We start from the raw sequence: 17655 nt of genomic DNA on the forward strand, positions 1-17655 counted from the left end.
AACCTGCCGCACCCGCTACACCTGCCACATGGCGATGGCGGCACCTGCTACCCCAACCTGATGTATGTGCAGTGCCTGTGCCAGGCGCCGCATCCCCCATTGAAGATGCCTCTCGTCACCCTTCTTGTAGAAGACAACAAACCCATTTGCGACACCCTGGTCCCGGCGCTGGAGGAGGCTGCCAACGCGCAGGTGGTGGCCATTGCCAAAACTTCGCTGGGCGCGACGCAAGCGCTGGCGCGCTGGCGCGGCAAGTGGCACCTGCTGGTGGTGGACCTGCACCTGGGCCAGGGCTCGGGCCTGGACGTGCTGCAGGCCGTGGGCCCGCGCTCGTCGGACCAGCATGTGCTGGTGCTGACCAACCATGCCACGCCCGAGATGCGCGCGCGCTGCCTGGCTCTGGGGGCGGATGCGGTGTTCGACAAGGTGACCGAGCTGCAGGCCTTCTTCGAGCACTGCACGCAGCTGCCCGAGGTGGTGGTCTGATGGTGCTGGGTTGGCGGGGCTGTCCGCCAACCCCCACCGTGCATGGGCCTTACCAGCGCAGCGGCGCGGCCTCGCTGCCCCAGAAGATCCAGCGGCGCAGCTCCACATAGGGCGACGAGCCGATGGCGTAGGGGTCTGCGCCTACCCCCGTGCCTGCCTTCGCGTCCAACTGGGCGTCCACCTCCGCGCGCTGCAGCAGCACCAGGTAGCCGCTGCAGGTGCCTGCCAGCAGCAGGAGGCCGTCGGGCGATGCCTCCAGCGCGCTGACGGTGCCTCCGATGTGGTGGCGCCACAGCAGTTGTCCGCTATCGCTCCGGGCGTGCAGGTAGCCATAGGCGTCGCCCAGGATCACCATGCCCGGCAGCGTGGCCGATGCGTAGACGCGGCATTCGGTGTCGATCAGCGTGCCCTCGCTGTCCTGTGCATCGGCCACGCGGCTGGCCACGGTGCTGCCGTTGTAGAAATGGCAGGAGTTGGCCCACAGCAGTGCGCCGTCGTGCGAGAAGCGGGTGTGGTGCGGGTAGGACTCGGTCACCAGCGTGCGCAGCACCCGGCCCTGCGCGTCGAGCAGGATGTGCATGCTGTCCTGGTCGCCCAGGGCAATGTGCCGCTCGTCGGGCGACAGCGCCATGTGCAGCATGTCCAGCGCCAGCTGGCGCGGGGTGGTGTTCTCGTCCTCGCCCTCTTCGCCATCCCGGTCCTCGCCTTCGTCCTCGCCATCATCATTGGCGTCGGCACCGTTCTCCGCCCCCTCCTGCAGCTGGTTCTTGGGCCAGCTGTACGGGCCGTCGTCCTCGAACTCCTGCGGGTGGATGCGCTGCACGCCGCCGGGTGTGAGCAGGTACACGCCCGTGGGGTTGCGCAGCAGCGCGCGCTGGCCATCGTTGAAGGGGATGATCTCGTCGCAGCGCTGGCCCAGCGCGCCTGCGGCCAGGCCCAGCGTTGCGGGTAGCCCCTCGTTGCCCTGCGGCAGCGGCAGTTGCGCGATCTGGGGCCCGCCAAAGCCCTGGTGCGTGGTGATGTGCGTGCCATCGCTCTGCGCATAGCAGCGCCCGTCGTGCGAGCGCCCCAAGCCCTTGAACGCAGGCAGTGGCGTGAGCGCCGGGCCCTTTAACTGCACCCAGTGCACGCCGGGGCTGTAGTCGGCACCGATGCGCGCCACCAGGCCGGCACCGTCCGCCAGCTGGAACACCGGGCCGATGGCCTGGCCCTGTTCCGAAGCCAGGGCGGCATAGGCATCGGGCGCAAATGCAAAGCGCTGGCGAAACCGCTCGGTGAGCGCCTCGTCCGCATGGCGGCTGACCACCCGGGCCAGCTGCAGCACCGTGGCGGCGCTGGCCTCGCGCGGGTCGCCGGGCAGCGTGCTGTTCGGGTCGTCCTGCCCGGCATCGTCATCCCATCGTGGTGGCTGGTAGCCGGCCGCTTCGGCGGCGGCGGCTGCTGCCTGCGCCGCGTGCTGGTGGGCGCGGATGGCCGCCACATAGGCCTGGCCGCCGGCCTGCCACTCCCCGGACAGCTGCAGCAGTTCAGGCGGGAACACGGCTGCGTCCGGTAACCCCTGGGCCCCTGGCGGCGTGGCCAGCAGCTGCACCGTGGCCTCGATGCGCCGGGCCTCGGCCTCTTGGGCCTGCTGCTGGGCCCGCTCGGCCAACTGCTGGTCGTGCGCCTCCAGCAACGATGCCTCCGCCATGCCCACCAGGCGCAGCAGCCGCGCACAATGGTCGGCCGCGCCGCGCGGCAGTGGCGGCCGGTGTTCGCTTTGCCGCTGGCTGTAGGTGAACTCCACCGGCTCCCGGCCTTCGCCTGGGCGGTCGATGTCGATCTGGTAGTTGCCGTGGGCGTCGTGCTCCGCGTCGCCCGGCCCGTCCTCGCCGTTCTCCCAGCTCACATCGAGCGCGCGGCACCAGAACTCCCCATCCCGCATGCAGGGCTGGCGTGCACCCAGCCACACATCGTCGAACCAGGTGCCGCGCTTGTCGGCGTCCCACCAGTCGTTGTACTGCTCGGTGAACACGGGCAGCAGGGTCAGGCGCTCGATGCGCGCGGCGGTCAGCTCGGCCTTCAAGCGCTGGTGCAGCGGGTAGCCCGCGCGCGCCTGGCACACGGCGCGGCGCACATAGTCGAGCACGCCGCGCCATGCGGCTTCGCAGGCCTCGTGCACCTCCTCGTCGGCGTGCTTGTCCAGCGTGGCCCAATCGCCGGGTTCGCCATCGGTGTACTCGCGGTACAGCAACGAAAGCTTGGCACTCGCAGGGTTGGGCGCACGCCGGGTGGGCCGGGCTGGGGCTGCAGGCGATGCGGCCAAGTAAAACTCCCAGGTCTTCCACACCGTGATGAACATCCGGTCGTCGTGCTGCGTCCCTTCAGCGTCCACATGGCGGCGGCACAGCGAGAAATGGGTCTGCGCGAACCAGCCTTCGGCGGTCTGCTCATCGTCCTCCAGCACCGCCGAGTTCACCAGGGCCTGGATGTTCGCTGCGCTGATGGCCTCGTCGGCAAACAGGTCGTTGGCCAGGGGCAGGTCGGCGTGGATATCGCTGCTGCTGCGCACGGGGCTATGGCCCGCGCGCACGGCGGCCACCACGCGGTCGCGGTCCAGCAGGTCGGCCAAGCCGTCTTCGCCATCGTCGATGCCGTTGTAGAAGCCCGGGGCAAACACCAGCCCTGCGGCCTCGTTCGAGAACTCCACCAGGTTCGGTACGCCGCGCACCTCGTCGAGCAGAAACTCCACTTCTTCATCGCCATGGATGTGTACCGCGTAGTCTTCGCTGAACACCGCCACGCGCGCCACCAGGTCGCCGCCCACATGCAACTCGCCAGGCTCGCCGTGGCCCCACAGCAGGCCATCGACCCGTAGCGTGCCCTGCACATGCAGTTGCAGCCCTTCCACCACGGCATGCTGCAGCTGCGTATTGCCCAGCACGGTGAGGTGGCTGCTGCCGTAGGCGTCGCCACCGCTCAGCGCGCCGTCGATCTGCAGGTTGCCGTCGATGAGCACCAGGACCAGATGCCCGGGCGGCGGCCCCGGCAGACCGGAGGTGGCCTGGGCCAGGGCGCGCAGCGCGCTGCCGGGCTGCAGGGGCGCGTCCAGGTCCAGCGCGGGCAACTGCAGGTCACCGCTGACCCAGGCCACGGTGGCGTCGGCCAGGGTGTCGGGCTCGGACTGCAGTTGCTCGGCCATCGGGCCGTCGGCGGGGAGCAGGTGGGCCACGTCGGCCAGGGGTACGAAGCGCAGGGTGGGCATGGGCGGGACGGGCGGGGTGCGCCCGAGGGTCGTTGAGGCAATGAATGGTGTGGCGGGGCCTGGCGCTGGCAGCGGCCCGCAGTGGGCGCGGCACGGGTGTGCTGTTCACGCCCGCAGCCCAGCCAATGTAGGCGGCAATAGCGGGCGGACGCGGCCTTTCGTCACAATGAAGTGCCCATCCGTCGATTTGTTCCGGATTGGCGCCATCCAAGATGGCAGCCGTCCGTTCTGTTTCACGTCAGGAGTTGTCGCTGTGAGTTTTTCCCACAAGGCGTTTGCATTCGATGGGCACGCATTCGAGGTCCAGTTGGCGCCAACGCTTCGCCACGCGCTGGCACAGGGCGATACCTCGGCCCTGCAGGCGTTCATCGACACCCACTGGGAATTGCTCAAAGACCCGTACGAAGGCGAACCTCTTTCGCCCGACTGGCGCGCGCAGCTCGAAGCCGGCGATGTGCAGGAGCTCGCTGACTTTGCGCTCACCCGTTACTACGACCTGAAGGCGGACTTCGGGATCGGCGAAGAGTGGGGTGGCCTGGGCCTGCAACTGACCGAGGCGCAGCGGCAGGCTTTGCTCGGAGCTGCGCTGCAAGAAGGCGGCCAGACTTTTGATCCAGGGCGGATGGGCAGCTATTTCCAGGATCGGCAATGTGCCGCCATGTCCCTACAGGTGATGGGACATGCGAACGACGGTGCACTGGGTACTTTCAAGCGCGGGTTGCAGCAGGTCGTCCACGCGGGACGCGGGATGTACGTCACCTTTTGAAGCGAGCGCTTCCGTGGATGGCCGGCGCTCACGGGGGGCAGACCCCCTTACTGCGCAGCCCAACCCCCATCCATGTTCCACGCCACGCCGCGCACGTTGTTGGCGGCGGGGGAGCAGAAGAACACGGCCAGTTCGCCCAGTTCTTCGGGGGTGGTGAACTGCATGGACGGCTCTTTTTCGCCCAGCAGCAGCTTCTTGGCGTCTTCGTTCGACAGGCCGTGCTCGGCGGCCTTGGCGTCCACCTGTTTTTGCACCAGGGGGGTCAGCACCCAGCCGGGGCAGATGGCGTTGCAGGTCACGCCGGTGGTGGCGTTCTCCAGCGCGGTCACCTTGGTCAGGCCCACGATGCCGTGCTTGGCGGCCACGTAGGCGGCTTTTTGGGCCGAGCCGACCAGGCCGTGCACCGAGGCCACGTTGATGATGCGGCCCCAGTTGGCGGCCTTCATGGCGGGCAGGGCCAGGCGCGAGGCGTGGAAGGCGCTGCTCAGGTTGATGGCGATCACCGCGTCCCACTTCTCGACCGGAAAGTCCTCCACATTGGCGACGTGCTGGATACCCGCGTTGTTGACCAGGATGTCCACGCGGCCGAACTGGCTGGCGCTGTACTTCATCATGTCCTCGATGTCGGCCACGCGGCTCATGTCGGCGCCGTGGTAGGCCACCTGGGCGCCGGCTTCCTTGCCGGCGGCCAGCACTTCGGCGCGGGGGCTGTCCACGTCGCCGAAACCGTTGAGCACCACGTTGGCGCCCTGGCGGGCTAGGGCCTTGGCGATACCCAGGCCGATGCCGCTGGTGGAGCCGGTGACGAGGGCGGTTTTGCCTTTGAGCATGTAAGGTACTCCGAATGAAATATGAATTAGGATGAAGGCAACGCCGGGGCCAGGTGGCCTGGCTGGCGTTGGATTGAACGCGGGCATTATCAAGTGCCGCTACCGGATTTCCCACCCATGATAGAACCTACGCTGAACTACGTACTGTGCCCTGGCCCCGGGGCCGCTGCGGTGCCTGCCGGTCAAGACCCTGCTGCCGCCAGGCCTGTCACAGGCCCGCAGCACCGCATGGCGTATTGGGAGTGGAACGCCACGGGCAACCCGGGCCACCCGCACGTCATCGTCTGTGTGCACGGCCTGTCGCGCCAGGGGCGCGATTTCGACGTGCTGGCCCGCGAGCTGAGTCGCCATGCCCGCGTGGTCTGCCCCGACGTGGTGGGCCGCGGCCAGAGCGACTGGCTGGCAGACCCCATGGGCTACCAGATTCCCCAGTACGGTGCCGACATGGTGGCCCTGCTGGCCCAGTTGCACCAGCAGGCGCCCATCGCCACCCTGGACTGGGTGGGCACCAGCATGGGCGGGCTGATCGGCATGGGCATCACCGGCCAGCCCGACCTGCCGTTGCCCGCGCCGGTGCGCCGGCTGGTGCTCAACGACGTGGGCCCGGTGATCCAGTGGCAGGCGCTGCAGCGCATCGGCCAGTACCTGGGTTTCCTGGCCAAGTTCGAATCGCTGCAGCAGGCGGCCGATGCCATGTGGGCCATCTCCACCAGCTTTGGCCCGCACACGCCGGCCCAGTGGCTGGAGCTGTCGCGCGCCATGGTGCGCCCCCTGCCCGAAGGCGGGGTCACCCTGCACTACGACCCGGCCATTGCCGTGCCGTTTCGCACCGTGACCCAAGAGACTGCCGCCGCAGGCGAGGCCTTTTTGTGGCAGTTGTACGACCAGATCAAGGCACGTACGCTGCTGCTGCGCGGCGCGCAGTCGGACCTGCTCTCGCACGAGACGGCGCAGGCCATGGCCGCGCGCGGCCCGCGTGCGCAACTGGTGGAGTTTGCCGGTGTGGGCCATGCGCCCACCCTGGTGGCGCCTGACCAGGTGGCTGCCGTGCGTGACTTCCTTCTGGCGGGAGAGGGTGCCCCCACCGCATGAAGACGCTTGCCCCGCCCCCCGGCCCGCCGCTGAACACGGCCGAGGCCGTGCCCCAGCTGATTGCGGCCACGGCCCATACCTTGCCCGAACAGGTGAACGCCCTGGCCCGGGCCCGTGCCTTTGCCGAGCCGCTGATCGCCAGCGAAGCGCTGGACTCCGGCGAGAACACCCTGGCCCACGCCGATGCCGTGGCCGCCATCCTCAAGAGCATTGGCGGGTCCGAGGCCATGCAGGCCGCCAGCTACCTGGTGTACTCGTGCGTGCACCTGAACAAGCCCGAAGAGGTCATCACCAAGGCCTTTGGCGCCAACTTCGCTGCGCTGGCGGTGGAGACCACCAAGCTCGTGCGCGTGCAACAGCAGGCGCGCGGTGCCCAGGCGCTGGACGACCCCGCCCTGCAGACCGAGAACGTGCGCAAGATGCTGCTGGCCTTCTCGCGCGACCTGCGCGTGGTCATGCTGCGCCTGGCCTCGCGGCTGCAGACGCTGCGCTTTCACGCGGCCACCAAGCTGCCCATGTCGCCCAGCCTGGCGCGCGAGTCGCTGCAGGTGTTTGCACAACTGGCCAACCGCCTGGGCATCTGGCAGGTGAAGTGGGAGCTGGAAGACCTGTCCTTCCGCTTCCTGGAGCCCGACACCTACAAGGAGGTGGCACGCCTGCTCGACGAAAAGCGCGGCGAGCGCGAGGTCTACATGGAGCAACTGCGCGCGCGGCTCGAATCGGACCTGCGCGCGCGCAGCATCAGCGCCAGCGTGCAGGGCCGGCCCAAGCACATCTACAGCATCGTCAAGAAGATGCGCGGCAAGTCGCTCAACTTCGACCAGGTGTACGACATCCGCGCGCTGCGCGTGGTGGTGCCCACGGTGAAGGACTGCTATGCCGCGCTGAGCTGGGTGCACCAGCGCTTTGCGCCCATCGTCGAGGAGTTCGACGACTACATCGCCAAGCCCAAGGCCAACGGCTACCAATCGCTGCACACCATCGTGCGCGACGACCACAACGGCAAGCCCATCGAGATCCAGATCCGCACCCAGGCCATGCACGAGCATGCCGAGCACGGCGTGGCCGCGCACTGGGCCTACAAGGAGGCAGGCGCCAAGGGCTATGTGGGTGTGTCCGCCACGGGCGAGTACGACGCCAAGATCGCCGTGCTGCGCCAGCTGCTGGCGTGGGAGCGCGACCTGGCCGGCGCCGCGCAAAAGAGCAATGGCCTGTTCGAAGACCGCATCTACGTGCTGACGCCCGAGGCCGCCGTGGTGGACCTGCCCCAGGGTGCCACCCCGGTGGACTTTGCCTACAGCGTGCACACCAACCTGGGCCACCGCTGCCGCGGCGCCAAGGTCGACGGCGTCATGGTGCCGCTGAACACCGCGCTGCAGAATGGCCAGACGGTGGAGATCGTCACCGTGAAGGAGGGCCGGCCCTCGCGCGACTGGCTCAATGCCGAGCTGGGCTACCTCACCAGCCACCGCGCCAAGGCCAAGGTGCGCGCCTGGTTCAACGCCCAGGCCACGCACGAAACCGTGGCCCGCGGCCGCGAGGCCGTGGAGCGCCTGCTGCAGCGTGAGGGCAAGACGGCCGTCAAGCTCGACGACCTGGCCGTGCAGCTCGGGTTCAAGTCGGCCGACGCGCTGTTCGAGGTGGTGGGCAAGGACGAGTTCTCGCTGCGCAACATCGAGACCGTGCTGCGCCCGGCCGAGCCGCCGCCGAGCAGCGACGACTACCTGCTGCTGAAAAAGCCGCGTGGCAATGAATCATCGAGCCCCAAGGGCGGCGTGCTGGTGGTGGGCATCGATTCGCTCATGACCCAGCTGGCCAAGTGCTGCAAGCCCGCGCCGCCAGACGACATCCGCGGCTTTGTCACGCGCGGCAAGGGCGTGAGCGTGCACCGCTCGGACTGCAGCAACTTCCGCGAAATGGCCGCGCGAAACGGCGAGCGCGTGATCGACGTGGACTGGGGCCTGCCCAAGGCATCGGCGGCCGACAAGCCCGCCGTCTACCCCGTGGACGTGGCCGTGGAAGCCGCCGACCGCCAGGGCCTGCTGCGCGATATTTCCGAGGTCTTCGCGCGCGAGAAAACCAACGTCATCGGCGTGCAGACCCAGTCCGTCAAGGGCACGGCGTGGATGACCTTCACGGTGGAAGTGGCCGACTCGGGCCGGCTCAACAAGGTGCTGGGCATCGTGGCGGGGGTGCAGGGGGTGCGCTCGGCACGGCGGCGGTAAAAAGCCACCGCTACGGTGCCGGGGCCTGCCGGTACTCGCCCCGGTGCTTCATGAACCGGTGGTACGACATGCGCAGGTGCAGTTGCATCACCTGGCGCGCCAGCTCGCCATCTCGGGCGCGCACGGCGATCACCAGGTCGCGGTGGTGGTGCACGCTCTGCACCAGCTCTTCAGGCGTGTAGATGTAGAACGAGCGCTTGATGATCGGCATGTCGATCATGGTCGCCATCATGGATTTGAGGCGCGGCGACCCCGAGGCCTCGATCAGCGCGTGGTGAAAATCCCGGTTGGCCGACTGCACCTCGCCAATGCCGTCCGGGCCCGCTGCAATGCCGGCCTCCATGCGCTGGTTGCTGGCCTCCAGCTCGTCGGCCAGCCCTTCGGCCCCGCGCGTGGCCGCGAGGAAGGAGGCGTATGGCTCCAGCAGCATGCGCAGTTGGAAGGTCTCTTCCACATCCCAGTCGCTCCACTCCGACACGCGGATGCCCTGGCCAGCGCCATCCGTGGCCAGGCCGTCTTCCACCAGTCGGTGCAGCGCGTTGCGCACCGGTGTGCGGCTCAGGCCCAGGTCGCGTGCGATGGGCTCCTCCTTGAGCTGCTCGCCCGGGCGGTAGTGGCCGCCGATGAGCCGCTGGCGCAGAACCTCATACGCCTTGTCTTTCACGTTTTGCACTGTTTTTGCACCAGGATGGGGTGTGGATGGGTGTGCTGATTCTAGGGGACAGCCCTGGCAACGGATTGCTTGGGTCGGCGGCTGCTAAAAATACAAATAAAGTGCAAATTAGAGCTGAGATACGGGAAATCCCTGTGATTGATTGGCAGGTTGGATTCGTAAACTGCCGTCAATGTTTTAAATTTGTACTTTTATGAAATTCGCAATCCTGGGTGGTGGAATGGTCGGCGCCTGCTACATGGAAGCCTTGCTGGAGCAGGGGCACAGCCTGCTCGGTCTGTGCGACCTGCAGCCGAATGCGGCAGTGATGCAGGCGGTGCATGCCGCCGGCGGGCAGGTGCACACCGCGCCCGGTGCCTGGCTGGCGGGGGCTGATGTGGTGCTGAGCGCGGTGTTCGGCACCGTGGCGCGCAGCCTGTTCGAGGCCAGCCTGCCGCACCTGAAAGAGGGCGCGGTGTATGTGGACATGACCACGGCCGACCCGCAGGAGATGCGCGCATGCGGCGAATTGGCCCGGCGCGGCGCACAGGGCAGGGCGGTGCACTTCGTGGACGTGGCCATCACCGGCGCCGTGAACCTGGGCGGTAAGAAAACGCCGCTGCTCGTGGCGGGTGGCAAGGCCGGTTTTGTACAGGAATTGTTCCTACCCTTCGGCGGATCGGTCCGCGCGGTGGGCGAACAGCCGGGCGATGCCGCCGCGCTCAAGCTCCTGCGCAGCATCTACACCAAGGGCATGGAAGCCCTGGCGGTGGAATGCCTGGTCACCGCCGAGCGGATGGGCCTGCGCGAGCCGCTGTATGCCGTGCTGCAGGACATCGACGAGACCCCTTTGCGCACGCTGATGGAATCCATGGTGCGCACCCACATCCCGCACTCGGCACGCCGCCAGAGCGAGGTGGCCGAGGCCCAGCAGCAGATGGCCCGCAATGGCCTGGCACCCATCGTCTCGCCCGCCGTCGAAGCGCTGTTCGCCGCCACGGCCCAGGCGCATGCGCAGGAGCCCTTCACCGGCACCTCCACCGACGAAGCCATCGCCTGGCTGGGCAGCCACGTGCTGGCAGGCCGTCCTTGATCCACGCACCCCTGCGCCACCCGACACAACCCCTTAGGAGACATCTGCAATGACGCTGACCCGACGCACCCTGGCCCTTGGCGGCCTGCTTGCCATCACGGCCGCCACGGCCATCGCCCCGGCCCATGCCCAGGGCAACTACCCGCAACGGCCCATCAAGTTCATCGTGCCGTTCCCGGCGGGTGGGGGCACCGACAACCTCACCCGGCTGGTCGGCACCAAGCTCACCGACGCCTACGGCTGGGCCATCGTGGTGGAGAACAAGCCCGGCGCCGGCGGCAACCTGGCGCTGGACCAGACGGCCAAGGCCCCCGCCGACGGCCTGACCCTGGTGATGGCGCAGACCGACAACGTGGTGCTCAACCCGCTGCTGTACTCCAAGCTCACCTACAACCCCGACAAGGACCTGCGTGCCGTGGCCCTGGTGGCCGCCGGCCCGGCCGTGCTGGTGGTGAATGCCGACTCGCCCTACAAGACGCTGGACGACATCATCCAGGCCGCCAAGAAGGACCCCGGGCGCCTGAGCTTTGCCACGCCGGGCACTGGCACCATCTCGCACATCATCAGCGAGGCCTGGCAGAAAAGCTCCGGCGTGAAGTTCACACACGTGCCGTTCCGCGGCATGGCGCAGGCCATGCCCGACCTGCTGGGCGGGCGCATTGACATGTACATGGGCTCCATCCCCACGCTGCTGTCGCACATCCAGTCGGGCAAGGTGCGCGCCATCGGCGTGACCACGGCGCGCCGCTCCAAGCTGCTGCCCGACGTGCCCACCTACACCGAGTCCGGCATCAAGGGCGTGGAACTGGCCAGCGTGTGGGGCGTGATGGCCCCGGCCGGCACGCCCGACGCCATCGTCAAACAGCTCAACGAGGCCATCAACAAGGTGGTGAACGCACCCGAAACGGCCAGGAAGATCGCCGACTCCGGCGCCGAGCTCATCACCGGCACGCCGGACGATATGGCCAAGCTGTATGCCAGCGACCGCGCGCGCCTGGCTCCCATCGTCAAAAGCTCGGGCACCACGCTCGACTGAACGATTCCTTTTCATTCCTGTTCTTGAGAGACGCACCATGATCGGCTGCCAAATTTTGAAACGACAACGCGCCGTGGGCCTGGAACTGGCCCGGCAATTCCTCGACGTGCCGGTGGCCAACGTCAGCGACTGCATGTCGCGCATGACGGCCGGCGGCGCCCGCCTGCGGCCCATGCACGATGGCACCGCCATGGCCGGCCCCGCCTTCACCATCAAGACCCGCCCGGGCGACAACCTGCTGATCCACAAGGCCCTGAAGCTCGCCCAGCCTGGCGATGTGATCGTGGTGGACGCGGGCGGTGACCTCACCAACGCGCTCATCGGCGAGATCATGGTGGGCGAGGCCAAGCTCAAGGGCTTTGGCGGCATCGTCATCAACGGCGCCATCCGCGACAGTGCCGTGATCCGCAAGGACAGCTTCCCTGTGTTCGCCGCCGGCGTCACCCACCGCGGCCCCTACAAGGACGGCCCCGGTGAGATCAACGTGCCCATCGCCATCGACGGCATGGTCATCGAGCCTGGCGACCTGGTCATCGGCGACGATGATGGTCTGCTGTGCGTGCCCTACGATCAGGCCGAACAGCTGCTGGCCGCCGCGCACGAGAAGCAAAGGATCGAAGCCGTGATGGTGGCCGAAATCGCGGGCGGCACGCAGGACACCGCATGGATCGATGCAGCCCTCAAGCGCGCCAACTGCGCCATCGAGGCCTGATGGCACGGCAGCGGGTGGGCTCACTCTTTTGGATCTTTTGTGGCAACTTTGCCGGACGCCCCGATTTTTGTGTATATAATCGTGGTCTCGAACAGAACAACACAGGCGCGTAGCTCAGCTGGTTAGAGCACCACCTTGACATGGTGGGGGTCGTTGGTTCGAGTCCAATCGCGCCTACCAAAATTGCAAGCTTGACCAGGGCTTGCAGCAAGAAATGCCCACTCGCAAGTGGGCATTTTTGTTTCTCCATGCGGATCAAAGTATGCAAACAAGAATGGCCCCGAGGGGCCTTTTTTTGTTTGGGTGGCGCCCTGGGCGGCAGCGGGTCAGTCCGGCTTGAAACCAGAGGCCTTCACGGGTTGTTCCCAGCGCTTGAGCTGCTCGGCCTGGAGCTTCTTGAGCCCGGCTGAATCCAGGTAGTCGGGCACCAGCCCGAGCGCGGAAATCCTGTCCCGCGCATCCTGGGAGCGAAGCGCCTCGGCCACGGCCCGTTCGATGCGCTGCACGACGGCCGGTTGCATCCCTGCAGGACCGTACAGGCCGAAGTACCCATCGGCCGTCATGTTGACGCCCGCCTCCTTCAAGGTGGGCACGTCGGGCAAGGCGCTGGAGCGCTCTTGTCCCGTCACCGCGACAATCTTTACCCTGCCGGCCTTGTGGTGCTCCAGGGTTTCGGAGGCCGTGTCCACCATCATGGGGAGGAGCCCGGCCACCAGGTCTTGCGCCGCAGGTGCGCCGCCTTTGTACGGTATGTGCGTGAGAGGGACGCCGGCGGTCTGCGAAAGCAGCACGCCCGTGAAGTGGCCCAGTGTGCCGGCTCCCGAGGTGGCGAAGTTCGCTTTGTCAGGATTGGCCTTCATCCAGGCCAGCACATGCTTGATATCACGTTGCGGGCCTGCGGGGCCGATGGTGAGCGCGAAGTCGAAGCTCGCGGCGCGCGCGATGGGCGTGAAGTCCTTCACCGCATCGTACGGCAGATTGGGATACAGCCAGGGAGCCACGACCAGCGTGCCGCTGGTGGCCATGACCAGGGTTTGCCCATCCGGCGGCAGGCGCTTGAGCTCCGCCATGGACACCCGTCCCGAGGCGCCCGGCTTGTTCTCCACGACGACGTTTTGGCCCAGCGAGGAACGCAGTTTGTCGGCCAGGATTCGTGTCAATTGGTCGGATGAGCCGCCGGGCGCGAACCCCACAATGAGCTTCAGTGTTTTGTCTTGCGCCAATGCTGGCAAACCAAGTGAGAGTGCCGAGGCTGCGGCTGCTGCGGAAAAGATTCGTCGCTTCATTGTGGGTGTCTCCTGGCTTTTTTCTCTGTTGCAGTGGAAGGGGAGGGGAATGCAGGGGTGATGCGCCTTGGCCGCTCAGGCTAAAAGCCAACGGCCTGTCCGTCCCGGCGCGAGTCGGATGCCGCGATGTACCCATGCTCGGCCTTGTGGATCAACTGGGCTGAACCGAAGTCCAGGCTGTGGCGCTGCGCGACGCTGACCTGGTGTCCGCGGGCGCGCAGGGCGTCCGGCACATCGCCAGGGACATGCGATTCCAGCGTGACCGTTGGGCCTGGCTCCACGCGAAACCGCGGAGCATCGCTCATGGCCTGGGGGTTCTGTCCGAAGCTGGCAAGCCGCGTCACCATCTGCACATGCCCCTGTGCCTGCATCGACCCGCCCATGACGCCCATCGCCATCACAGGCGAGCCATCGCGCGTGATGAACCCCGGGATGATGGTGTGCAGTGGGCGCTTGCCTGGGGCGACGATATTCGGGTGGCCCGGCACCAGGCTGAAGTCTTCGCCGCGGTTGTGCAAGCTGATGCCGGTGCCTGGAACGACCACGCCGGAGCCGAAGCCATGGTAGTTCGACTGGATGTAGGAGACCATGGTGCCGGCCGCATCCGCCGACGCAAGATAGACGGTTCCACCGGTCTTGGGCATGCCCGGGCCGGGATCGGCCGCGCGCTTCATGTGGATGAGCTTGGCGCGCTCCGCCAGGTATGCAGCGTCGAGCAGGTGCGCCGCAGAGACGGGCGACATGGCAGGGGCGTCCGCACCATACTTCTTGAGGTCGGCGAAGGCCAGCTTCATCGCCTCCAGGCCAACGTGGTAGTAGTCGGCACTGTCCACACCCATGCTGGCCAGGTCGAAGTGGTCCAGGATTCCCAGGGCAATCAATGCGGCAAGCCCTTGGCCGTTCGGCGGAATCTCGTGCAAGGTGTAGCCGCGGAACGACTGCTCGATGGGCTCGACCCACTCGGCCCGGTGCGCCGCGAGATCGGTGGCGCGCAGCGCACCGCCGCATTGCCTGGCGAATGCCTCGATTTTCTCGGCCAATTCTCCCCGGTAGAAACTCTCGCCGCCGCTCTCGGCAATCTGCTCGAGCGTCCTGGCCTGTGCCGGAAAGCGCCAGAGCTCGCCTGCGCGCGGGGCACGCCCGTCCAGGGTGAACGCATCGCGAAAGCCCGGTTGCTCGATGTACCGGGGAACCTGGTTGGCCCACTGCCGCGCAATTTGCGGCGACACCATGAAGCCTTCCTGTGCATACCGAATGGCCGGTTCGAACAGGCGCGCAAAGGGCAGTTTGCCAAAGCGATCCGACAGCGCCTTCCACCCCGCAACCTGGCCCGGTACAGTCACCGAATCCCAGCCCATCTCGGGCATCTTTTCATGCCGATCAAAATACTGCGGTGTCCAGAGCGAGGGTGCGCCCCCGCTGGAGTTCAAACCATGCAACCTGCCTTCATGCCAGACCAGCACGAACATGTCGCCGCCTATGCCGTTCATGACGGGTTCAACCACCGTGAGCGCAATGGCGCAAGCCAGCGCGCTGTCGATGGCGTTACCCCCCTGGTACAGCATGCTCAGGCCTGCCTGTGCCGCCAGGGGCTGGCTGGCGCTCACGGCATTGGCCGCGAGCAGTGGCATCTTTTGCGAGGGGTAGGGGAACGACCAGTCAAAGGCTTGCATGCCTCAAAGTATATTCGTGTATCCAATTTAAGGTGAATGGCCAGCATGCTTACGCCCTTTTCCAGCCCTGCCACTGCCGAGGAAGAAGCCTATCGCTTCCTACTGGACGGAATCCGCATGGGGCAGCTCAAGGCGGGCGACCGCATCGTGCCCGAGGAGATTGCGTCGCAACTGGGCATGAGCCGCATGCCGGTGCGCGAGGCGTTCCGGCGCCTTGCAACGCAAGAATTGCTGACCATTCGCCCCAACCGGGGTGCGGTGGTGCGCGGCCTGAGCCATGAAGAGGCGGTCGAGGTCTTCGAAATGCGTGCCGTGCTGGAAGGCCTGGCAGCCACAGCCGCTCTGCATCGCATCGGCCCTGCGGACATCGATGAACTCGAGCGGCGGCTGGACGCCATGGACCGCTGCGCCGAAGACCTTTCGGCGTGGGTCACCGAGCACCGCGACTTCCACCTGTACTTGTGCGGCCTGAGCGCCCGCCCGCGGCTGGTGGCGCAGATTGCGGCGCTGCACGTGTGCATCGAGCCCCATATGCGGCTATGGCTGCAATCGACGTACAAGCCCCGGCCCAGCCGCGAGGAGCACGGGTTCATCATCGACGCGCTGCGCCGCAAGCGGCCCGAGCTGATCGAGGCCGTGGTCCGCGAGCACGTCAGCAGCACGCTGGGCACGCTCGCGAAACTCATGCGTCCCTGAGCACCATCGGGATGAATTGGATGCAGTCTTACGGATCATTGACTGGGCTGTAAGTCTGCCGACGCAGGCGCAGCCTGCGTATCCCGGCTACCGCTCAGCCTATCGATTCCACCTGGCGGTACTGCTGGTAGGCCCGGCCGAAGCGGTTGGCCAGGAAGTCCGGGAGAGCCACCTGCTCCTGGCGGATGAACCCGCGCTGGGGCAGCTTGTGTTCCCGAAACAGGTCCAGGGCCGCACAGATCCCCGCAGCGGTGGTGATCTGGATGGCGGACAACGGGTATGCGCCATCGCGCTCGGCAAAGATCTTGCGCGCGAACACCTCCTGCACGAGCGAGCCGTTCCTGGTGCCTGAAACGGTGACGAAAACCAGCACCACGTCCTGCATGGTGGCGGGCATGCTGCGCCGAAGGACGGTCTTGAGCGTGTCCTGGTCGCTCTTGAGTTGCAGCTCGTCCAGCAGAAATTGCATCAACGCGCGATGCCCTGGGTAGCGCACCGTCTTGTAGTCGAGATTGCGCAGCTTTCCGTCCCACGTCTCGCACAGGGTGCCCAGGCCACCCGACGTGTTGAAGGCTTCGTACTCCACCCCGTCAAGCGAAAAGTGCTCCAGGCCCTCCAGCGGCAGGGCCGAGATCACGCGGCCGTCGTGTATCGCCTCGCACGGATGGCAGTACTCGTTGATGAGGCCATCCACGCTCCACGTCAGGTTGTATTTGAGCGCGTTCGTGGGAAACGCCGGCAGGGCGCCCACGCGCATCTTCACGTCGTGAAGGGCCTCGAAGCCGCTGGCAAGGTGGTGTGCCACGATCCCGATGAAGCCCGGGGCCAGGCCGCACTGGGGCATGAACGCGGTTTCAGCGTCCTGTGCAAGGCGCTTGATTTCCTTGGTGGCCGCCACGTCTTCCGTCAGGTCGAAGTAGTGGCAACGGGCACGCAAGGCCGCCTGGGCCGCAGAAATGGCAAGGTGGTACGGGAGCGCATTGACCACGGCGGTGTGTCCGTCCAGGGCATTCGTGAGTTCAACCGGACTGGATGTGTCGATGCAGGTGGTTCGGATGCCCTTGTCGGCAAGTCGACGCAATGCCGCCTGGTCGCGGTCGAAGACCGTCAATTCAAAGTCGCCACTGGTGTGCAGCAGTTGGGCAATGGTCTGGCCGATGTGGCCTGCGCCGAGGAGGGCTACTTTCATGCGGGTTTCCTTTCAGAACGGTGCTTGGGATGAGGCGATGCACCCGAGTGTTCCGAAACACGGTGACGAAAAAAAGCATGAGTTCGACGAAATGCCATTGTTTTTCGTCGAAATAGATCGCGATAATGTCGAATCGTCATCGCATCCCTTTTTTGACTTGCACCGTTACCGTGAACGCCCCAACAAACCTTCCCGAAACACTGCTGCGCGACAAATTCGACCGGGAGCTCATCGCGCTGCTGCAGGCCAACGCGCGTGAAAGCACTGCCAACCTGGCACGCAAGCTCGGCGTAGCGAGAACGACGGTCGTGGCACGTATTGCAAGGCTTGAGGCAAACGGCCTGATCGGCGGCTACTCCGTGCGCCTTGGCGGCGAGGCCGTAGCGCGGGGCGTGCAGGCCTTTGTGGGGATCGTGGTGCAGCCCAAGGCCGGCAGGGAAGTCATCCGGGAGCTGACGAAGTTTCCCGAGCTGCTGCAGCTCGCATCGGTCAGCGGCGAGTTCGACTACATGGCCACGCTCCGGGCAGACAACACGGCGCGGCTGGACGTGCTGCTGGACCAGATCGGGGAGATCGAGGGAGTGACCCGGACAAACACCTCGGTCATTCTTGCCCTTCGAATCGATCGAGGGGGTTAGGGACTGCAACGCGCAGCGCAGCAAGGCGCTTCAACAC

General features: G+C 66.5%; 15 protein-coding genes and 1 tRNA gene. 10 read left to right on the top strand and 6 right to left on the bottom strand.

Going from position 1 to position 17655, the window contains the following annotated elements:
* Positions 1–105: 105 nt before the first annotated feature.
* Entirely contained in the window at positions 106–486 is a 381-nt protein-coding gene (locus AC07X5_RS11440; RefSeq protein WP_494770244.1) for a response regulator, read from the top strand.
* Positions 487–535: 49 nt separating this feature from the next.
* On the opposite strand, the gene AC07X5_RS11445 is transcribed toward AC07X5_RS11440, so the two are convergent.
* Complete coding sequence (locus AC07X5_RS11445; RefSeq protein WP_494770245.1) at positions 536–3730, bottom strand: WD40 repeat domain-containing protein; 3195 nt, start codon at positions 3728–3730, stop codon at positions 536–538.
* 253 nt (positions 3731–3983) lie between these two features.
* On the opposite strand from AC07X5_RS11445, the gene AC07X5_RS11450 reads away from it, so the two are divergent.
* Positions 3984–4496, top strand: a complete 513-nt coding sequence (locus tag AC07X5_RS11450; protein WP_494770246.1) for a hypothetical protein — start codon at positions 3984–3986, stop codon at positions 4494–4496.
* A gap of 47 nt (positions 4497–4543) precedes the next feature.
* Here the strand turns inward: AC07X5_RS11450 and AC07X5_RS11455 are convergent, their stop codons facing one another.
* Positions 4544–5326 carry a 3-hydroxybutyrate dehydrogenase gene (locus tag AC07X5_RS11455; RefSeq protein ID WP_494770247.1) on the bottom strand — a complete coding sequence of 261 codons (783 nt, stop codon included), beginning with the start codon at positions 5324–5326 and terminating at the stop codon, positions 4544–4546.
* A gap of 117 nt (positions 5327–5443) precedes the next feature.
* Between AC07X5_RS11455 and AC07X5_RS11460 the strand changes: the two genes are divergently transcribed.
* Both AC07X5_RS11460 and AC07X5_RS11465 read left to right on the top strand, forming a co-directional pair.
* The gene (locus AC07X5_RS11460; RefSeq protein ID WP_494770248.1) at positions 5444–6418 is read left to right on the top strand and encodes an alpha/beta fold hydrolase; all 975 of its coding nucleotides are present in this window, start codon (positions 5444–5446) and stop codon (positions 6416–6418) included.
* Positions 6415–8643 (top strand): RelA/SpoT family protein, encoded by a 2229-nt coding sequence (locus AC07X5_RS11465; RefSeq protein ID WP_409959401.1) that lies wholly within the window; start codon positions 6415–6417, stop codon positions 8641–8643. Before AC07X5_RS11460 ends, AC07X5_RS11465 begins: the two co-directional genes overlap by 4 nt.
* Before the next feature lie 10 nt (positions 8644–8653).
* Here AC07X5_RS11465 and AC07X5_RS11470 read toward each other — a convergent pair whose 3' ends face one another.
* Complete coding sequence (locus AC07X5_RS11470; RefSeq protein ID WP_409959403.1) at positions 8654–9316, bottom strand: GntR family transcriptional regulator; 663 nt, start codon at positions 9314–9316, stop codon at positions 8654–8656.
* Between the two features lie 193 nt (positions 9317–9509).
* Here AC07X5_RS11470 and AC07X5_RS11475 point away from each other — a divergent pair, with 193 nt between their 5' ends.
* The 4 genes from AC07X5_RS11475 (at position 9510) to AC07X5_RS11490 (ending at position 12316) form a co-directional block, all read left to right on the top strand.
* A complete protein-coding gene (locus AC07X5_RS11475; RefSeq protein ID WP_494770249.1) occupies positions 9510–10388 on the top strand; it encodes an NAD(P)-dependent oxidoreductase in 879 nt (292 codons plus the stop codon).
* A gap of 49 nt (positions 10389–10437) precedes the next feature.
* Positions 10438–11424 carry a Bug family tripartite tricarboxylate transporter substrate binding protein gene (locus AC07X5_RS11480; protein ID WP_494770250.1) on the top strand — a complete coding sequence of 329 codons (987 nt, stop codon included), beginning with the start codon at positions 10438–10440 and terminating at the stop codon, positions 11422–11424.
* Between the two features lie 37 nt (positions 11425–11461).
* A complete protein-coding gene (locus tag AC07X5_RS11485) occupies positions 11462–12136 on the top strand; it encodes an RraA family protein (protein WP_494770251.1) in 675 nt (224 codons plus the stop codon).
* Positions 12137–12239: 103 nt separating this feature from the next.
* Positions 12240–12316: transfer RNA gene (locus AC07X5_RS11490), tRNA-Val, on the top strand.
* Between the two features lie 146 nt (positions 12317–12462).
* Here the strand turns inward: AC07X5_RS11490 and AC07X5_RS11495 are convergent.
* Together AC07X5_RS11495 and AC07X5_RS11500 are read right to left on the bottom strand one after the other, a co-directional pair.
* A complete protein-coding gene (locus AC07X5_RS11495) occupies positions 12463–13422 on the bottom strand; it encodes a Bug family tripartite tricarboxylate transporter substrate binding protein (protein WP_494770252.1) in 960 nt (319 codons plus the stop codon).
* A gap of 80 nt (positions 13423–13502) precedes the next feature.
* Positions 13503–15095: a gamma-glutamyltransferase family protein gene (locus AC07X5_RS11500; protein WP_494770253.1), complete on the bottom strand. Its 1593-nt coding sequence runs from the start codon at positions 15093–15095 to the stop codon at positions 13503–13505.
* Between the two features lie 45 nt (positions 15096–15140).
* On the opposite strand from AC07X5_RS11500, the gene AC07X5_RS11505 reads away from it, so the two are divergent.
* Positions 15141–15791 (top strand): GntR family transcriptional regulator, encoded by a 651-nt coding sequence (locus tag AC07X5_RS11505; RefSeq protein ID WP_494770254.1) that lies wholly within the window; start codon positions 15141–15143, stop codon positions 15789–15791.
* A gap of 94 nt (positions 15792–15885) precedes the next feature.
* On the opposite strand, the gene AC07X5_RS11510 is transcribed toward AC07X5_RS11505, so the two are convergent.
* Positions 15886–16980 (bottom strand): saccharopine dehydrogenase family protein, encoded by a 1095-nt coding sequence (locus AC07X5_RS11510; RefSeq protein WP_494770255.1) that lies wholly within the window; start codon positions 16978–16980, stop codon positions 15886–15888.
* Between the two features lie 170 nt (positions 16981–17150).
* On the opposite strand from AC07X5_RS11510, the gene AC07X5_RS11515 reads away from it, so the two are divergent.
* Entirely contained in the window at positions 17151–17618 is a 468-nt protein-coding gene (locus AC07X5_RS11515; RefSeq protein WP_494770256.1) for an Lrp/AsnC family transcriptional regulator, read from the top strand.
* Positions 17619–17655: the final 37 nt, after the last annotated feature.

This window comes from Acidovorax sp. GW458-11-26-14-TSB4, assembly GCF_059423865.1.

What these genes read in the sequence shown, in the direction of transcription:
- AC07X5_RS11460 (WP_494770248.1), top strand. Translation starts at nt 5,444, where the DNA reads ATGATAGAACCTACGCTGAACTACGTACTGTGCCCTGGCCCCGGGGCC.
- AC07X5_RS11495 (WP_494770252.1), bottom strand. Translation starts at nt 13,422, where the DNA reads ATGAAGCGACGAATCTTTTCCGCAGCAGCCGCAGCCTCGGCACTCTCA.
- AC07X5_RS11500 (WP_494770253.1), bottom strand. Translation starts at nt 15,095, where the DNA reads ATGCAAGCCTTTGACTGGTCGTTCCCCTACCCCTCGCAAAAGATGCCA.
- AC07X5_RS11455 (WP_494770247.1), bottom strand. Translation starts at nt 5,326, where the DNA reads ATGCTCAAAGGCAAAACCGCCCTCGTCACCGGCTCCACCAGCGGCATC.
- AC07X5_RS11465 (WP_409959401.1), top strand. Translation starts at nt 6,415, where the DNA reads ATGAAGACGCTTGCCCCGCCCCCCGGCCCGCCGCTGAACACGGCCGAG.
- AC07X5_RS11485 (WP_494770251.1), top strand. Translation starts at nt 11,462, where the DNA reads ATGATCGGCTGCCAAATTTTGAAACGACAACGCGCCGTGGGCCTGGAA.
- AC07X5_RS11510 (WP_494770255.1), bottom strand. Translation starts at nt 16,980, where the DNA reads ATGAAAGTAGCCCTCCTCGGCGCAGGCCACATCGGCCAGACCATTGCC.
- AC07X5_RS11445 (WP_494770245.1), bottom strand. Translation starts at nt 3,730, where the DNA reads ATGCCCACCCTGCGCTTCGTACCCCTGGCCGACGTGGCCCACCTGCTC.
- AC07X5_RS11480 (WP_494770250.1), top strand. Translation starts at nt 10,438, where the DNA reads ATGACGCTGACCCGACGCACCCTGGCCCTTGGCGGCCTGCTTGCCATC.
- AC07X5_RS11505 (WP_494770254.1), top strand. Translation starts at nt 15,141, where the DNA reads ATGCTTACGCCCTTTTCCAGCCCTGCCACTGCCGAGGAAGAAGCCTAT.
- AC07X5_RS11440 (WP_494770244.1), top strand. Translation starts at nt 106, where the DNA reads ATGCCTCTCGTCACCCTTCTTGTAGAAGACAACAAACCCATTTGCGAC.
- AC07X5_RS11475 (WP_494770249.1), top strand. Translation starts at nt 9,510, where the DNA reads ATGAAATTCGCAATCCTGGGTGGTGGAATGGTCGGCGCCTGCTACATG.